The sequence below is a fragment of the Microbacterium sp. 22195 genome, from assembly GCF_052056515.1.
Classification (GTDB): domain Bacteria; phylum Actinomycetota; class Actinomycetes; order Actinomycetales; family Microbacteriaceae; genus Microbacterium.
Genome location: NZ_JBQEPE010000004.1, coordinates 183,677 through 199,305, shown reverse-complemented (window position 1 = coordinate 199,305; position 15,629 = coordinate 183,677). Strand labels below are relative to the sequence as shown.

Sequence of the window (15,629 nt, the reverse complement as noted above, 5' to 3'; positions counted from 1 at the left end):
CACCTGTTGTAGTCTCAAACCACTGCACATGTCGTGATTGGAATCAGATGCGAGAACTCACCTACTTCGTCGCCGTCTCCGTGGACGGCTTCATCGCCGGGCCGAACGGAGAGTTCGACCGGTTCCTCGCCGAAGGCGACCACATGGACGTGATCGGCGAGAAGTACCGCGGCACCGTTCCGACGGTGCTCGCCGATCGTGCCGGCGTGCCGGCCGACGGCAGCCCCTTCGACACCGTCGTGATGGGCTGGAACACCTACGCGGTCGGCCTGCCCATGCTCCCGGACCCGTACTCCCACCTGCGGCAGGTGGTCTTCACCCGCTCGCACGACGCCCCGGAGGGCGCCGAGGCCGTCGAGTTCACCGATCGCGACCCCGTCGAGGTCGTGCGCGAGCTGAAGGCCGAGCCGGGCTCCGGGATCTGGCTCTGCGGCGGAGGGTCGCTCGCCGGCGCGCTCATCGACGAGATCGACCACCTGGTGCTGAAGATCAGCCCGGTGCTGCTCGGCGACGGCGTCCGGCTGTTCGGCGACCGCTCCTACGCCCCGACCGGCATGATGCCCGATGCGGTGACCCGCTTCGAGTCGGGCGTCGTGATCGCGGAGTACTCCCGGGGGTGAGTCAGGCGGGCGGGAGCTGCAGGACGTTCGACTCGCCGCCGGTCAGGTCGGCGGCGATGCGGATGCTGCGGGCCAGGTCGTCCAGCTGCTTCTCCAGCGTGCCGAACCGCTCACGGTCGCTGCACACCGCGGTGAGCGTGATCAGGTGCGTGCCCGTGTCCCAGGTGTAGGTCGCCGACGGCGGCGACGCCGGGTTCGCGGGCATCGGCATGAGCAGCTTCTCGCCCACCCCGAGCGGGGTCGGGAAGCTCTCGGTGTCGTCGTACTCGATGGGCATCATCGCCCGCATGGTGCGCAGCTGCGGGGTGAGCTCCTGCACGTTCGCCATCGCCACGACCAGCTCGGGTTCGGCCTTCCACGTCCAGGCGAGCACCCGGCCGTCGGCCTTGCGCATCGCCAGCGGGATGGCCTGGCTCGCCAGCCACGCCCCCACCCGGGAGCCCGGGCGGCCGTCGCGCCCCATCGCCGTGTTGGCCTGCGCCATCAGCATCCGGATCGCGGCCTTGCGGTGCCGTCGGCCGGTGAAGCCGAGCGAACCGGTGACGGGGATCCACAGCGACGGGTCGGCGGAGGAGATCAGGCGCATGCCACCACCGTAGGGCCGATGGCACGGCATCCGCTGGGAGCGGCCGGGCCTCCCTCTCCGGCTCAGCCCGCTCGGGTAGAGTTACTGCGCCCGAGCGGGCCGGCGCACGACGCCGCGACCCTGAGCTACAGATAGGCAGCATCCTTCCTTGACTCCCGGACGTCCTCTGAAGATCCTCATCGGCGCCGACACCTTCGCGCCCGACATCAACGGTGCCGCCCGCTTCGCCGAGCGGCTCGCCGCAGGCCTCGTGCAGCGCGGCCACGACGTGCACGTCGTGGCGCCGAACACCGCCTACCGTCGCTCCGCAACCCACACCGAGATCATCGAGGGCGAGCCGCTGACCATGCACCGGCTCCCCGCCGTGCGCTGGCTGCCGCACGACTGGCTGCGGTTCGTCTGGCCGTGGCGCTCCAAGCACTACGCCCGCAAGGTGCTCGACGAGGTGCAGCCGGATGTCGTGCACATCCAGTCGCACATCGTGATCGGACGCGGGCTCACCCGCATCGCCCACCAGCGCGGCATCCCGGTGATCGCCACCAACCATGTGATGGCCGAGAACATCCTCGACCACACCACCATGCCGGACTTCCTCAACCGGCCCATCCTCAAGCTGGCCTGGGACGACGCCAAGCGCACCTTCGACATGACCCGTGCGGTCACCACGCCCACGCGCAAGGCCGCGGACTTCCTTGAGCACACGATCGACATCAAGGGCGTGGTCCCGATCAGCTGCGGCATCGACCGCCGCAACTACACGCCAGTGATCGGCCCGCGCGAGCAGAACCGCATCCTGTTCGTCGGGCGCCTCACCGGCGAGAAGAAGGTCGATGTCGTGCTGCACGCGCTCGCGAAGCTCGACCCCGCTCTCGACGTGCACTTCGACATCGCCGGCGGCGGCGACCAGCGCAAGGCGCTCGAGGCGCTGACCGCCCAGCTCGGGCTGAGCGATCGCGTCACCTTCCACGGCCGCGTCACCGACGAGCAGCTGCGCGAGCTGTACTCCCGGGCATCCCTGTTCGCGATCGCATCGATCGCCGAGCTGCAGTCGATCGTGACCATGGAGGCCATGGCATCCGCCCTCCCCGTGGTCGGCGCGAACGCGGTCGCTCTCCCGCACCTCGTGCACGACGGCGAGAACGGCTACCTGTTCGAGCCGGGGAACGTCGACGACCTCGTCGACAAGCTCACTCGCGTCCTGACGGCCGCGCCCGAGGAGTACGAGCGGATGCAGCAGGCCTCGCTCGACGGCGTGGCCGTGCACGACATCAACCGCACGCTCGACACGTTCGAGGCGCTGTACCGGGACGAGCCGCTTCCGGAGTGAGTCCGCGACGGTCCGCCTTCGCGATGTCTGCGCCGACGATGGCCTCGCGCCTACGATAGGTCGTGCCGTCGCCGACGACGGCGGAATCGGGGGATGGGCATGTCCGAGGCAGTGCAGGAGCCGCAGGGGGCGGCATCCGGTGCCGGAGCGCCGGGATCGCAGCCGGATGCCGTGACGGCGGGGGCCGCGCGACCGACGTTCCGCGAGCGACTGGCCCTGTGGGCGGACGCGTTCAAGGCGATCAAGTGGAAGCGCGTGCTGATCCTGGGCGGGATCGGGATCGTCGTCGCGGCCATCGCCGTGGTGCTGATCGTGAACTTCGTGCCGGTGGGCTGGTCCCGCTTCATCGGGGACTTCGCCCAGAACGACGCCGGGCGGGCGATCCTGGTGGGGCTGATCGTGGGGTTCTGCTTCACGCTCGTGCCGCTGATGGTGCTGCTGCTGCTCGCCTACCGTTCGCCCGCGTGGGTGAAGGTCGTCCTGGTGGTGCTCGCCGTGCTGCTGGCGACGCCCAACCTGCTGACGCTGTGGATCCAGACGGGGGCGTCGGGATCCGTGCATGCCGCCGACCGCATCATGGACACCGAGGCCTATGGCTTCAGCGGCGCGAGCATCTGGGGCGCAGTGATCGGGGCGCTCGCGTTCCTCGTGTGGGCGTGGCTGTTCATCTCCAGCCGGCTGACGAAGAGGAAGCTCAGGACGCTGCGCGACACGCCCGCGGGGTCATAGCAGCACGCCGTACAAGAGGTTCGAGAGCAGCGAGAACACCACTCCCAGCGCCTCGACGCCGCCGACGCCGATCGCGATGCCGGCCAGCACCGGCTGGGAACCGCGACGCGCGGCGATGACGCCCAGGATGAGGGCGGTCGCCCCGAGGGCGAGGCCCAGCACCGAGCGGGCGAGGGAGATGACCTCGTAGAGGCCGTACTGTCCGCGCATGCCGGCGATGACGATCGGCGACATGATCACGAACAGCAGTCCCAGTGCGGCCGTGATCAGGGCGATGATGAACGCCGTGCGGCCGAGCGAGCCGGGGCCGGATGCCGGGGCGACGCCGTAGCCGGACTGCGGGCCCGCTGTCTGCGGGTAGCCCGCGGGTGCGGGATAGCCCTGGCTCGCGGCGGGCTGCGCGTACGGGGACTGCACGGGCCCCGGCTGCCCGTACGGCGGCTGGTTGGGCTGTGCGGGCTGTTGAGGCTGCTGCGGATCGCTCATGCGCAAGAGACTACGGGGCGCGCGGTCAGAGATGCGCGGGTCTTGACTCCCCGCGTGCCGTGCGCTCGCTCTCCGCGACGCGGTTCCAGTCGGTCGGCGTGCGGCGGAATCCGTCGCGGCGCAGCTCGACGATCGTGGCGATGACGGCCCACAGGGCCAGGGCTGAGAGGACGATGACGATGAACATGGCAGAAATGCTATGGTCAGCGTTAAACTGTCACGAGTGGCAGTGAAGACAGCGAGCGTAGGATTACTGCCACATCGCGTGTGATCGAGGAGGACCCATGAAGACCGTCGCCTGCGTGATCGACAACGGCTTCGCGCCCTTCGAGTTCGGGGTGGCGTGCGAGGCCTTCGGCCTGGACCGCTCGGATGACGGGGTGCCGAACTTCGACTTCCGCGTGGTCGCCCCCGATCCCGGCCTCGTGCGCTCCAAGATCGGCTTCTCCATCGAGGTCGAGAACGACCTCTCCTTCGCGTACGAGGCCGACCTGGTGATCTTCTGCCCGATGCCGCGGGAGTACTGGGGTTCCATGGACCCCCGGCTGATCGATCTGGCCCGGGACGCCGTCGCCCGCGACGCGTGGGTGATGAGCGTGTGCAGCGGATCGTTCGTACTCGCCGCCGCGGGGGTGCTCGACGGGCGCCGCGCGACGACCCACTGGATGTACGCGCACGTCCTGGCCGACATGTACCCGCGGATCGACGTGGACCCCGACGTGCTCTTCGTGCAGGACGGGCGCATCATCACGAGCGCCGGGACCGCGGCGGGCATCGACGCCTGCCTGCACCTGCTGCGCATCGAGCTCGGCGCCGAGATGGCCGGGCGCATCGCCCGCCGCATGGTGGTGCCGCCCCAGCGCGACGGCGGCCAGGCGCAGTACGTCGACCGCCCCCTCCCGGTGGTGGCGAGCGGATCACTGGCATCCGTCGCCGACTGGGCCGTGCAGAACATCCGCGATGAGCTCTCGATCGATCAGCTCGCGGGACACGCGCACATGTCGGCGCGCACCTTCGCGCGCCGGTTCAAGGCCGAGTTCGGCGCGACCCCGGCATCCTGGCTCACCCGGCAGCGGGTGATCCACGCTCAGCGGATGCTGGAGCGCACCGACCTCGGACTGGACCGCATCGCCGAGGAGTGCGGCTTCGGGTCGGCCGCCGTGCTGCGGCAGAACTTCGCCCGCGTGCTCGACACCACGCCCACCGCGTACCGCGCGCGGTTCTCCTGCCGCGACGAGCGGATGCCCGAGCCCGTGCCGGCCTGAGCCGGTCCTGGGCGTCTGGTCCTGGCAGCCCCGGGTCGCAGTCGGTCACGCCATCGACCGGCTTTCGAGGTCCAGGTCGCAGTTGGTCCCTCTATCCGTCGTCGATTCCGGGACGAATCGCGACCTGGGCGCGAGAGTGCAGCGGTCAGCCCCAGTGGCCCGGCTCGGCCAGCACGTGCGAGCGCACGCTCGCGGCTTCCGCCGACACCTCGGCCGTGCAGTACAGCAGCGACTCGGTGGGGTAGCCGTGCGCGTTGTTGTCGCGGATGATCGCCCGGTCGTCCTCAGGAGACAGCTCGGCGCTGCGTGCGAGCAGCTCCACCCAGCGATCCGCCCAGTTCTCATCGTTCGGGCTGGCCTCGTGATCCGGCCTGGCCTCCGCGAAGCTCGGCAGCCAGGCCTCGATGCGGGCGGTGCGCGGGTCGTCCAGGTCGTCGTGCGCGATCATGTGCACACCATGCGTCACCGGTGTCTCGCGCAGCGTGTCGCCGTCCCAGTGCAGCACCCGCGAGCCGGTCGGCGTCACCTCGAGCAGGTTGAACCCGTGCATCCGCAGCGGTGCCTCGGGGGATCGGCCGGCCACCGACTCCAGCGCGAGCGAGCCGCGTGACAGCACCTCGGATTCCGGCAGCTTCAGCACGTCGGCGCGGTTCAGCAGCACGGCCAGCCGATGCGTCCTCGGGTCGAGCGCCAGCCAGGCGCCGCCCGCACGGCGGTCGTGGATGCCGATGACGCCGGGGTACGCGTCAGGCCACCATTCGCCCAGGTCGTCCCACGCACGCTGCGGATCCTCGTCCCGCACGGCCAGCAGCCGGGCCCCGGCATCCGCCACATCGATCACCACGGTGCACACGTGCACGAGTCTAGGGCGGCCGCAGACGCCGGGCTCCGCGGCACAACTCCGGAGATGTGCAGAACTTCGGATGCTTTCGCTCCGCGGCATCCGCGATGCTGCACTTCTCCGCGGTTCTGCACGCCCGGCCCCGCCGCGTGCACGCGCTGGGGCAGAATCGAGGGGTGAACATCGTCGTGGGAGTCACCGGCGGCATCGCCGCATACAAGGCGGTGCACCTGGTGCGCCTGCTGATCAAGGACGGGCACGACGTGACCGTCATCCCCACCGAGGACGCGCTGCGCTTCGTCGGCCTGCCCACCTGGGAGGCGATCAGCCGCAACCCGGTGACCACGAGCGTGCACGAGGACGTCGCGAAGGTGCGGCACGTCGCGCTCGGCCAGGCCGCCGAGCTGGTGATCGTGGCGCCGGCGACCGCCAACACGATCGCCAAGATGACCGCGGGCCTGGCCGACGACCTACTCGGCACCACACTTCTCGCCACCACCGCGCCCGTCGCGATCGCTCCCGCCATGCACACCGAGATGTGGCGGCATCCCGCCACCCAGGCCAACATCGACACCCTGCGCGAGCGCGGGGTCGCGATCCTCGGCCCCGCCGAGGGCGAGCTCACCGGCGGCGACTCGGGGCTGGGGCGGATGCTGGAGCCCGAGCAGATCGCGGAGCGGGCGCTCGCGCTGATCGGCGACCGCGACCTCGATGGCCTGCGCGTCGTCGTCTCGGCCGGCGGGACCCGCGAGCCGCTCGACCCGGTGCGCTTCCTCGGCAACCGCTCCAGCGGCAGGCAGGGCGTCGCGCTGGCGCTCGCCGCGGCCGACCGCGGCGCCGACGTCGTACTGGTCGCCGCGCACATCGACGGTGCGGTGATGGCGGATGCCGCGCAGCATCCGCTCATCCGCATCGAGCGCGCCGGAACCGCCGTCGAACTCGGCGACGCGATGCGCCGGGCGGCCGAGGACGCCGCCGTGATCGTGATGGCCGCCGCGGTCGCCGACTATCGCCCGGCCGAGGTCGCCGACGGCAAGCTCACCAAGGAGTCCGGCCTGCTGGAGAGCATCGAACTGGTGCAGAACGAGGACATCGTCGCGGGCCTCGCCGCCCGCCGGCATCCGGGTCAGATCGTCGTGGCGTTCGCCGCGGAGACCCCCCAGGACGGCGAGGAGATGATCGCCCGTGCCCGCCGCAAGCGCGAGCGGAAGGGCGTGGACCTCCTGGTCGTGAACGAGGTGGGCTGGGAGCGCGGCTTCGAGGCCTCCGAGAACGCCGTGCAGGTCATCGGTGAGGGAGGCGCGGTGCTGGCAAAGGCGTCGGGCTCCAAGCGCGCCGTCGCCGACGACATCTGGGACGTGATCGCCGCGAATCTCGGCTGAGCTCAGCCGCCGAGTTCGGCGAGGATCGCGTCGACCCGGCGGCGGATGAGCGCCCCGGCGCGTGCCGGCGGCATCCGGCCGGGCTCGTCGAGCACGGCGATGGTCAGGCCGTCGGCCAGGGCCAGCAGTTCGCCGGCCGCGTCGTCCAGGGCTGATGCCGCAGCGCTCGGGGCCGCGGATGCCAGCAGCCCGACGACTCCGGCGTGGGTCCGGGCCCAGAGCTGCTCGTAGCGGGCGCGCACCTCGGCATCCGCCACCGCATGCGCGGCGAACGCGATCCAGACGCGGGAGACGGGACTGGAGGGGTCGGCGGGGACGAGCAGCTCGGCGACGGCGCGCACCCGGTCGGCGGGATCGGTCAGCGAGAGCCGTGCGGCCGATGCCTCCGCTGCGATCTGGGCGGTGCGGTCCATCGCCGCCAGCAGCATGGCCTGCTTGGTGGGGAACCAGTGCTGCACTGTGCCGATCGCGACGCCGGCTCGGGCGGCGACGGTGCGGATGCTGAGCCCCGCCATCCCGTCGGCGGCGATGACGTCGACGACGTGATCGAGCATGCTCTCGCGGGACATCCTTCGATGCTACCGACGAGCGTCGTCGCGCCGGCCGGGAGGCTGTTCGGCACGCGGGCGCCGCAGTTCGTCGTACGCCCTCCGCGCGATGCGGATCACGCCGTGCAGCGGCTCCGGGCCGGCATCACGGCCACTGACGACCGCGATCGCCACCAGCAGGATTCCGGCGCCGAGCAGCCCGAACTGCAGGGTGTCGAGTGCCATCACGGCGAAGAAGCGCGTGGCGCCCTCGAGGTCGCCGAGGTCGAGGGGCATGAGACGCATCGCGATGCCGAGGGCGGCGGCGGTCGCGCCCCCGAGAGCGAGAGGGAACCGGGGAACGGCACGCCCGGGGCCGACGCACACGGCGACGAGCAGCAGGACGAGACCGCCCGCCACCAGTCCGAAGCGGAGCAGCCCCCATCCCTCCAGACGTTCGAGCACACCCTCCATCCCGTCGCTCCCGAGCCACGCGGCCCGCTCGCTGAGGAACTCCGCGACGGTGCCGAGGCTCGCGAGCGCCGCGCCGGCCATGCCGATCGCGGCCGGAAGGGGCGCGCGGCGGCGGTGCACGATCAGCACGGCCAGGGCGGCGAGCGGGGCGAGCATCCCGACGAGTCCGATGATCTTCGACATGATTCCTCCATACGAGTGTATGACCATCACTATACGCGCGTATGGCAAAGAGAGAAGGCTTTGCCTGGAAAGGAATGTGTGGCTAAACTTGAGTCATCACCACTCAACTTTGAAGGAGAGGCTCCTCAGGAGGAACGAATGACCAACCCCGCACAGAACAACGAAGAGCAGCAGAGCGCGCTCGAGCAGTTCGGCATCAACCTCACGGATCGCGCCCGCCAGGGCAAGCTCGATCCGGTGATCGGCCGTGACAGCGAGATCCGCCGTGTGAGCCAGGTGCTCACCCGGCGCACCAAGAACAACCCCGTCCTGATCGGGGAGCCCGGCGTCGGCAAGACCGCCGTGGTCGAAGGGCTCGCTCAGCGCATCGTCGCGGGAGACGTCGCCGAATCCCTCAAGGACAAGGAACTGGTGAGCCTCGACATCTCCGCCCTCGTGGCCGGTGCCATGTACCGCGGCCAGTTCGAGGAGCGCCTGAAGAGCGTGCTCAAGGAGATCACCGAATCCGACGGCCGGGTCATCACGTTCATCGACGAGCTGCACGTGCTCATGGGAGCCGGCGGCGGGGAGGGGTCGGTCGCTGCATCCAACATGCTCAAGCCGATGCTCGCCCGCGGCGAGCTGCGCATGATCGGCGCGACCACGCTCAACGAGTACCGCGAGTTCATCGAGAAGGATGCCGCTCTGGAGCGCCGCTTCCAGCAGGTGTACGTCGGCGAGCCCTCGGTGGGCGACACCATCGCGATCCTGCGCGGGCTGAAGGGACGCTACGAGGCGCACCACGGGGTGACCATCTCGGACAGCGCGCTCGTGGCATCCGCAGCGCTCTCCAACCGCTACCTGCCCAGCCGGCAGCTGCCCGACAAGGCCATCGACCTGATCGACGAGGCCATGTCGCGGCTGAAGATGGAGATCGACTCCTCGCCGGTCGAGATCGACGAGCTCAAGCGTCAGGTCGACCGGATGAAGCTCGAGGAGCTCGCCCTCAAGCGCGAGAAGGACGCCGCCTCCAAGGAGCGCCTGGCCACGCTGCGCGAGCAGCTGGTCGGCCTCGAGAAGGAGCTCGCCGCCCTCGAGGAGCGCTGGGCGCGGGAGCGCTCGGGGCTGAACCGCGTGGGCGAGCTGAAGAAGCAGCTCGACGACGCCATCACGCAGCGCGACCTCGCCATGCGCAACGCCGACTACACCAAGGCGTCCAAGCTCGAGTACGAGACGATCAAGCGCCTGGAGCGCGACATCGCCGAGGCCGAGCAGACCGAGGCCGCCGTCTCGGACGAGGGCCGGATGGTCAACGAGCAGGTCACCGACGAGGACATCGCCGCCGTGATCGCCGCGTGGACCGGCATCCCCGTCGGCCGGCTGCTGCAGGGCGAGAGCGAGAAGCTGCTGCACCTGGAGAGCGAGCTGGGCAGGCGCCTGATCGGTCAGAAGGACGCCGTGAAGGCCGTGTCGGATGCCGTGCGGCGCTCGCGCGCAGGCATCAGCGACCCCGGTCGCCCCACCGGGTCCTTCCTGTTCCTCGGTCCGACCGGCGTCGGCAAGACCGAGCTGGCCAAGGCGCTCGCCGAGTTCCTCTTCGATGACGAGCACGCCATGGTGCGCATCGACATGTCGGAGTACGGCGAGAAGCACTCGGTCTCGCGGCTGGTCGGCGCCCCTCCGGGATACGTCGGCTACGAGCAGGGCGGTCAGCTGACCGAGGCCGTGCGCCGGCGGCCGTACTCGGTGGTGCTGCTCGACGAGGTCGAGAAGGCGCACCCCGAGGTGTTCGACGTGCTGCTGCAGGTGCTTGACGACGGCCGGCTCACCGACGGGCAGGGTCGCACGGTCGACTTCTCGAACGTGATCCTGATCCTGACCAGCAACATCGGCTCGCCGATCCTGATCGACCCCGTCATGTCGCCCGACGACAAGCGCGAGGCCGTGATGGCGCTGGTGCGGCAGTCGTTCCGCCCCGAGTTCCTGAACCGCCTCGACGACATCGTGATGTTCTCGGCGCTGTCGCAGGACGACCTGGCGCAGATCGTGGAGCTGTCGGTGGATGCCCTGCAGCGGCGCCTCGGCGATCGCCGGCTCACGCTGGCGGTCACCCCGGATGCCCGGTCCTGGCTCGCCGAGCGCGGCTACGACCCGGTGTTCGGCGCCCGTCCGCTGCGCCGCCTCATCCAGACCGAAGTGCAGAACCGCCTCGCGACCGCGCTGCTCTCCGGCAGTGTGCACGACGGGGACACCGTCCGCGTGGACGTGGCCGCCGACGGCAGCGGCCTCGCCCTCACGAGTCAGGCCTGATCCCCGGCATCCGGAGGACACCGGCTCAGCGCAGGCGGTCGACGATCCAGTCGGCCGCCTGCGCCGGCGCCTGCCCGGCGTGCATCACACCCGAATGGTGCGTCGGCCACCACCGCGCCGTGAGGTCGGCTCCTGCGTTCCTGTAGCGGCGCAGCAGCGCGGCCGACAGCGGTGACGGCGCGACCTCGTCGAAACGGGCCGCGTCGATCCGCACCGGGGCGCGGAAGCCCGACAGCGCGCCGACCTCGTTCTCGCGGAACGACGCGAAGAGCCTCCCGAACAGCTCGGCGCCATCGCGTCCGCCGATCCGCCCCGGGGCCAGAGCGCCCCAGGACCCCGGCGCCGCCAGTTCGGTCAGGCACAGACGATCCAGGTCCGCCCATCGCGCCTTCGCCGCCGGGCTCAGGCCCTCGGCCGCGATGAGCGCCTGCATCCGCTCGTCGGTGGTGGCCGCCCCGCGCACCATGAGCGCGATGAGGGCGGACACGACACCGGAGCCGGGAAAGCGCGCGGCGACCCGGGTCGCCCAGCGGATGCTGAGATCCATCCGCGTCACCGGCGCGAACGCGGCCGTCCCCGCCAGCCGGGAGCGGGGATCCGGCTCGGGAAGCGCCGACGCGTGCAGCGCGGCGACCGCGCCCTCGGAATGCCCCGCGGCGATCCAGGTGTCGCCGAGGCGCTCGTCGAACGTGCGGCGGGCGCGCATCATCGCCCGCATCGACTCCGCGAGCGAGACGCCGATCAGGTAGGGGTGGATGCCCGGTCCGCCGATGCCCTCGTAGTCGGGGCGCAGCACTGCGACGCCGCGGTCCACGAGCGACTGGCAGAGCACGTCGCCCTGCGACATCCGCCGCCATTCGGGATGCCCCGGTCCGCCCGTGCTCGGCGCGGCCGAGGCGGCGCCGCCCGTGGTCATGTGCCCGAAGACCACGATCGGATACCCGCCGGCCGGCGCGGGAGACGCCGGCAGATGCAGGATGCCGGTCTGCGCCTGCTCCGCCCCGTCGATGCTCCGGGCGGGGAACGAGACCGCCCGGCCGATCACCAGCGCCCCCGCGGCAGCATCCGCCTGATCCGCGCCGGAATCCACCCGAGCAGCCGTCCGTCGCGCCGATCCGCATCGTCGACGAGGTCGGCGAAGAAGCGCGCCACGGGCTCCAGCTGCTCGACGTCGATGCGGTCGATCGTGTCGGCGTCGTCGTACAGGTACAGCGGGCCGGAGATCAGGCTGATCGTCGGCACCCCGGAGACGAAGGTGAAGGAGGCGTCGGTCGGGATGCCGCCGGCGAAGAACTCCAGCGGCCCCGCGCCCATCAGGCTCGTGCCGTGCAGGCGGTGACGCCGCACCGCGCGGGCGATGCGTGCGGTGAACGCGGGGTTCACGTTCACGAAGATCCCGCGCGGCTCGGTCTCACCCGTCGACGCGAAGCCCCCGTCCGCGCCCTCCACGGCTCGCAGCCCGATGTGCTCGATCGTCGCGTTCAGCACGATGTTCCAGGGGGCGTCGCGCGAGAGCACGTGCTGCGCGGCGAACGCGCGGTGCGCCTGATAGCCGGTGAAGTGCGTGTCGAAGGTGACGAACAGCAGGGTCTTCTCGCGGACGGCGCCCGTGCTCGCCGCCGCGCCGTAGTGCTCGGCCAGGGCGATCACCTCGGCCGTGCCCGAGGCGTCCTCCACGGCGCCGGGGCCGATCGAGTCGTGGTGCGACTGGATCATGACCGCATCGGTCGTCCGCCCGGGCAGCACCCCGATCACGCTGCGCGAGGTGACCTCGCGGCGTTCGACGTCCAGCGTCAGGTGCGCGCGCGATCCGCCGGCTCGCAGCAGGTCGCGCAGCCGCGCGCCCTCGGCCCGTGTGACCCAGGCGCCGGGCAGGGGGAACAGCGTCCGGCGGTAGTACTCGTTGTGGTAGTTCCGCGAGTCGGGGTAGTCGCGCAGCACGCCGATCACGCCGACGGCACCCGCCGCCGCGGCATCCCGCATGGTCCGGGCGAGTGAGGTGACGTACGGATTGCGGCTGCCGAGCACCTCTCGACGCAGCACGCGCCGACCCGGGTCGTGCAGGTACATCGTGAGCGGCAGCGAATGGGCGACGGTCATGTCGAAGGTCAGGTCGAACAGCACGATCGCGCCGCGCACGTCGTGCCGGCGCACCCGGTCGGCGCCGATGTCGACGACGGGCGCGTCGATCCGGTGCTCCGCGTCTCCCGTCCAGTCGTGCGCCGCGAGCCCGGAGTGCAGGACCGGTGCGCAGGAGATCTCGGCGTCGTCGACGCGGATGCCGCACTGCACGGCCCGCCAGGAGTACGACGGCACCTCGAGCACCTGAGTCTGCAGTCCCGCGGCGGCGAACCGGTGCTCGACGTACTCGGCCGCCGCCCGTCCGCCGGAGGTGCCCGTGGCGCGCGGAGCCATCCCGACGAGGTCCGCGATCGTCGCCGACATCGATTCGCGCGTCATGCTCATGTGCCGAGACTATGCAGAACGCGAGGATCCTCGACCTGCTGAGCCGGATCCATCATCAGAGGCGGAGGAATGCATACGATTCGTCGCATGGACACCCCTGAGACGGAGTCGCTGGGCGAACTCGACCTCGCCATCGTGCACGCCCTGCAGATCGACGCCAGGGCGCCGTGGACGAAGATCGCCGCGACGGTCGGCGCGGATGCCGCCACGGTCGCGAGGCACTGGCAGGCGATGAGCGAGGAGTCGCTGGCCTGGCTCACCGGGTGGCCGACGCCGGAGCGCTGGTCGACGACGACCGACGTGGCGATGGTGCTGCTCGACCGCAGCGCCGACGACCAGGTCATCGAGCGGATCGCCGGCATGCCCTGGGCCCTGGGGATCGATGACACGTCCGCGGGGTTCCTCGTGCTCGTCGCCGCATCGAGCGGCCTGGCCGTGCTCGGCGACCGGGTGCGCGAGCTCGAGGAGGCCGGTGCCACCGTGCTGCGGATGGACGTGGCCGCCTCCATCGCGGCCGAGGACTCCTCCTGGCGGCTCGCGGTGCTCTCCCGCAGCCAGCAGCGCGTCATGCGCCAGCGGCGGGACGACGACGGCAGCAGGGCTCCGCGACCCGAGGTGGTCGCAGAGGTGGCGGATGCGCTGGACGCCGACCCGCGGATGCCCGCAGCGACGCTCGCGCGAGCGCTCGGCGTCTCGGAGGCCACGGCACGGCGCACGGTCGACCGCTCCATCGCCGCAGGCCTCCTGCGCCTCGGCTGCGACGTGGCCATGCCCGCGGCCGGCTACCGGCGCGGAGCCGTGCTGTGGGCGAGGGCCGATGACGTCGACGACGCCGCCGTGCGGGCCCAGCACACGGCGCAGACCCACCGGGTGGGCGTGCTGGTGGGCCCCGCGCCGCTGTTCGTGTGCGTGCGCGCCCGCACTCTGACGGCTCTGACCGGCATCGAGCGCGACTGGGGTGAGGGCATCGAGGTAGTCGACCGATGGACGGTGCTGCGCGGGATCAAGCGCAACGGGCACCTGCTCGACGCGGCGGGGCGCACCCGCGGACGCGTGCCGCTGACCTGGTGAACGCGCCGCAGCCTCAGGCCGCCGCGCGCATCCCTCAGGCCGCCGCGCGCATCGCATCGTCCAGGCGGTAGCGCGACAGCGGGATGAGACTGATCGCGCACAGGACCGCGGGGATCGCCGACACGCCCAGCACGATCGCCCACTGCGCGGTGCCGGACTGCGCGACGCCGTCGCCGGTCGACGCGACGTACCCGCCCACGCTGAGCACCAGTCCCAGCAGCGCCGGTCCCAGCGCGTAGCCGAGCAGTTCGAAGCCGGACCAGACGCCCGAGATCATCCCGATCCGGTTGGTGCCGCTGCGCTTCGCATCGTCGGCGGCCAGGTCGGGCAGCATCGCCAGAGGGAAGAGCTGCCCGCCGGCGTAGCCGACGCCCACGATGCCCGCCGCAATCAGCAGGGGCACCGCCTCCCCGCTGCGCGCGCCGAGCAGCCCGATGAAGCCGACGGTCTCGACGACTGTGGCGACCGCGAAACCGCGCCGCTTGCCGATGCGACGCGCCAGCGCCGACCACGCCGGCGTGAGCACCACCGCTGGTGCGACGAAGCAGACGAACGCGAGGGTGGCGATGCCGGGATCGTGCGTCACGTGGCGGGCCACGTAGACGACCCCGCCGAGCACCATCCCGATCGCGACGGCCTGCAGCACGAAGCTGAGGATCAGCATCCGCGCATCGCGGTTGCGCAGCACCACGCCGAGCTGCTCGAAGAGCCGCCCGCCGGCCGTCTCGCTCCGGGTCAGCGGCACACCGCGCGTTCCCCACCACACGCCGACCGCGCCGATCAGGATGAGCACGGCCATCGCTCCCGCCATGACGCGGTATCCGGTCGCACCGCCGAACGTCTCCACGAGCAGCGGGGCCGTGGCGCCCGACACCAGGATCGCGAGCGTGAACACGATCACCCGCCAGGTGATCAGCCGGGTGCGCTCGTCGTAGTCATCCGTGATCTCGGCCGACATCGCCAGGAACGGCACCTGGAAGAACGCGTAGACGGTGGCGGTGGTCAGGAACAGCAGCAGCACCCACAGCGCCGCGGCCACCGGCGGAGCCGTGGGCCCGAAGAACATCACCAGGAAGGCGATGGCGAGCAGGATGCCGGCGCGCAGGATGAACGGCCGCCGCCGGTCACGCGGATTCCGTGACCGATCGCTGATGCGGCCCGCGAGCGGGTTGAGGAAGAAGTCCCACGCCTTCGGCGCGAAGACGATCATGCCGGCGATCGCCGCCTGCACGCCGAGCAGGTCGGTGAGGAAAGGCATCAGGATCAGCCCCGGCACGGTGCCGTAGGTGCCCGAGGCGATGCCGCCCAGCGCGTAACCGGCGCGGGTTCGGCGCGGAAGCGCTGTCATGGAGCCGATCGTAGGGGCGTCCGTCATCCGAGGAG

Annotated in this window: 16 protein-coding genes; 7 read left to right on the top strand and 9 right to left on the bottom strand. The window is 71.1% G+C overall.

The genetic code is table 11. The features are described 5' to 3' along the window. Positions 1-47: 47 nt before the first annotated feature. Positions 48-620, top strand: coding sequence for a dihydrofolate reductase family protein (locus ACTJJ4_RS13560; protein ID WP_440943819.1), 573 nt, complete (start codon positions 48-50; stop codon positions 618-620). 1 nt (position 621) lies between these two features. On the opposite strand, the gene ACTJJ4_RS13555 is transcribed toward ACTJJ4_RS13560, so the two are convergent. Continuing rightward, positions 622-1,206, bottom strand: a complete 585-nt coding sequence (locus ACTJJ4_RS13555; RefSeq protein ID WP_440943818.1) for a hypothetical protein — start codon at positions 1,204-1,206, stop codon at positions 622-624. Positions 1,207-1,354: 148 nt separating this feature from the next. Between ACTJJ4_RS13555 and ACTJJ4_RS13550 the strand changes: the two genes are divergently transcribed. Together ACTJJ4_RS13550 and ACTJJ4_RS13545 are read left to right on the top strand one after the other, a co-directional pair. Continuing rightward, positions 1,355-2,533: a glycosyltransferase gene (locus tag ACTJJ4_RS13550; protein ID WP_281862085.1), complete on the top strand. Its 1,179-nt coding sequence runs from the start codon at positions 1,355-1,357 to the stop codon at positions 2,531-2,533. A gap of 99 nt (positions 2,534-2,632) precedes the next feature. Next, positions 2,633-3,262, top strand: a complete 630-nt coding sequence (locus tag ACTJJ4_RS13545; protein ID WP_440943817.1) for a hypothetical protein — start codon at positions 2,633-2,635, stop codon at positions 3,260-3,262. Here ACTJJ4_RS13545 and ACTJJ4_RS13540 read toward each other — a convergent pair. Next, positions 3,257-3,748 (bottom strand): hypothetical protein, encoded by a 492-nt coding sequence (locus tag ACTJJ4_RS13540; RefSeq protein ID WP_440943816.1) that lies wholly within the window; start codon positions 3,746-3,748, stop codon positions 3,257-3,259. The genes ACTJJ4_RS13545 and ACTJJ4_RS13540 overlap by 6 nt on opposite strands. Positions 3,749-3,773: 25 nt before the next feature. After that, positions 3,774-3,935, bottom strand: a complete 162-nt coding sequence (locus ACTJJ4_RS13535) for a hypothetical protein (protein WP_281862080.1) — start codon at positions 3,933-3,935, stop codon at positions 3,774-3,776. A gap of 97 nt (positions 3,936-4,032) precedes the next feature. Here ACTJJ4_RS13535 and ACTJJ4_RS13530 point away from each other — a divergent pair, with 97 nt between their 5' ends. Beyond that, on the top strand, positions 4,033-5,013 hold the full coding sequence (locus ACTJJ4_RS13530) for a GlxA family transcriptional regulator (protein WP_440943815.1): 981 nt from the start codon (positions 4,033-4,035) through the stop codon (positions 5,011-5,013). Positions 5,014-5,158: 145 nt separating this feature from the next. Here the strand turns inward: ACTJJ4_RS13530 and ACTJJ4_RS13525 are convergent, their stop codons facing one another. Further along, positions 5,159-5,866, bottom strand: coding sequence for an NRDE family protein (locus tag ACTJJ4_RS13525; protein ID WP_440943814.1), 708 nt, complete (start codon positions 5,864-5,866; stop codon positions 5,159-5,161). A 164-nt stretch (positions 5,867-6,030) separates the two neighbouring features. Between ACTJJ4_RS13525 and coaBC the strand changes: the two genes are divergently transcribed. Then, positions 6,031-7,236 (top strand): bifunctional phosphopantothenoylcysteine decarboxylase/phosphopantothenate--cysteine ligase CoaBC, encoded by a 1,206-nt coding sequence (coaBC, locus tag ACTJJ4_RS13520; RefSeq protein WP_440943813.1) that lies wholly within the window; start codon positions 6,031-6,033, stop codon positions 7,234-7,236. Between the two features lie 2 nt (positions 7,237-7,238). Here coaBC and ACTJJ4_RS13515 read toward each other — a convergent pair whose 3' ends face one another. Together ACTJJ4_RS13515 and ACTJJ4_RS13510 are read right to left on the bottom strand one after the other, a co-directional pair. Continuing rightward, on the bottom strand, positions 7,239-7,805 hold the full coding sequence (locus tag ACTJJ4_RS13515; RefSeq protein WP_440943812.1) for a TetR/AcrR family transcriptional regulator: 567 nt from the start codon (positions 7,803-7,805) through the stop codon (positions 7,239-7,241). 9 nt (positions 7,806-7,814) lie between these two features. Beyond that, on the bottom strand, positions 7,815-8,420 hold the full coding sequence (locus ACTJJ4_RS13510; RefSeq protein WP_440943811.1) for a hypothetical protein: 606 nt from the start codon (positions 8,418-8,420) through the stop codon (positions 7,815-7,817). A 138-nt stretch (positions 8,421-8,558) separates the two neighbouring features. Between ACTJJ4_RS13510 and ACTJJ4_RS13505 the strand changes: the two genes are divergently transcribed. After that, entirely contained in the window at positions 8,559-10,709 is a 2,151-nt protein-coding gene (locus tag ACTJJ4_RS13505; protein WP_440943810.1) for an ATP-dependent Clp protease ATP-binding subunit, read from the top strand. Positions 10,710-10,734: 25 nt separating this feature from the next. Here ACTJJ4_RS13505 and ACTJJ4_RS13500 read toward each other — a convergent pair whose 3' ends face one another. Further along, positions 10,735-11,799: a lipase family protein gene (locus tag ACTJJ4_RS13500; RefSeq protein ID WP_440943809.1), complete on the bottom strand. Its 1,065-nt coding sequence runs from the start codon at positions 11,797-11,799 to the stop codon at positions 10,735-10,737. Further along, positions 11,751-13,175, bottom strand: coding sequence for a M28 family metallopeptidase (locus ACTJJ4_RS13495; RefSeq protein ID WP_440943808.1), 1,425 nt, complete (start codon positions 13,173-13,175; stop codon positions 11,751-11,753). The genes ACTJJ4_RS13500 and ACTJJ4_RS13495 overlap by 49 nt, the downstream gene beginning before the upstream one ends. A gap of 87 nt (positions 13,176-13,262) precedes the next feature. Between ACTJJ4_RS13495 and ACTJJ4_RS13490 the strand changes: the two genes are divergently transcribed. Continuing rightward, positions 13,263-14,246, top strand: coding sequence for an AsnC family transcriptional regulator (locus ACTJJ4_RS13490; RefSeq protein WP_440943807.1), 984 nt, complete (start codon positions 13,263-13,265; stop codon positions 14,244-14,246). A 34-nt stretch (positions 14,247-14,280) separates the two neighbouring features. On the opposite strand, the gene ACTJJ4_RS13485 is transcribed toward ACTJJ4_RS13490, so the two are convergent. Then, positions 14,281-15,594: an MFS transporter gene (locus tag ACTJJ4_RS13485; RefSeq protein WP_440943806.1), complete on the bottom strand. Its 1,314-nt coding sequence runs from the start codon at positions 15,592-15,594 to the stop codon at positions 14,281-14,283. Positions 15,595-15,629 lie beyond the last annotated feature (35 nt).

Bases quoted from the DNA above. Each gene is read 5' to 3' on its own strand.
- ACTJJ4_RS13490 (WP_440943807.1), top strand. From the start codon at position 13,263: ATGGACACCCCTGAGACGGAGTCGCTGGGCGAACTCGACCTCGCCATC.
- ACTJJ4_RS13535 (WP_281862080.1), bottom strand. From the start codon at position 3,935: ATGTTCATCGTCATCGTCCTCTCAGCCCTGGCCCTGTGGGCCGTCATC.
- ACTJJ4_RS13530 (WP_440943815.1), top strand. From the start codon at position 4,033: ATGAAGACCGTCGCCTGCGTGATCGACAACGGCTTCGCGCCCTTCGAG.
- ACTJJ4_RS13545 (WP_440943817.1), top strand. From the start codon at position 2,633: ATGTCCGAGGCAGTGCAGGAGCCGCAGGGGGCGGCATCCGGTGCCGGA.
- ACTJJ4_RS13485 (WP_440943806.1), bottom strand. From the start codon at position 15,594: ATGACAGCGCTTCCGCGCCGAACCCGCGCCGGTTACGCGCTGGGCGGC.
- ACTJJ4_RS13515 (WP_440943812.1), bottom strand. From the start codon at position 7,805: ATGTCCCGCGAGAGCATGCTCGATCACGTCGTCGACGTCATCGCCGCC.
- ACTJJ4_RS13540 (WP_440943816.1), bottom strand. From the start codon at position 3,748: ATGAGCGATCCGCAGCAGCCTCAACAGCCCGCACAGCCCAACCAGCCG.
- ACTJJ4_RS13495 (WP_440943808.1), bottom strand. From the start codon at position 13,175: ATGAGCATGACGCGCGAATCGATGTCGGCGACGATCGCGGACCTCGTC.
- ACTJJ4_RS13505 (WP_440943810.1), top strand. From the start codon at position 8,559: ATGACCAACCCCGCACAGAACAACGAAGAGCAGCAGAGCGCGCTCGAG.
- ACTJJ4_RS13510 (WP_440943811.1), bottom strand. From the start codon at position 8,420: ATGTCGAAGATCATCGGACTCGTCGGGATGCTCGCCCCGCTCGCCGCC.
- ACTJJ4_RS13555 (WP_440943818.1), bottom strand. From the start codon at position 1,206: ATGCGCCTGATCTCCTCCGCCGACCCGTCGCTGTGGATCCCCGTCACC.
- ACTJJ4_RS13560 (WP_440943819.1), top strand. From the start codon at position 48: ATGCGAGAACTCACCTACTTCGTCGCCGTCTCCGTGGACGGCTTCATC.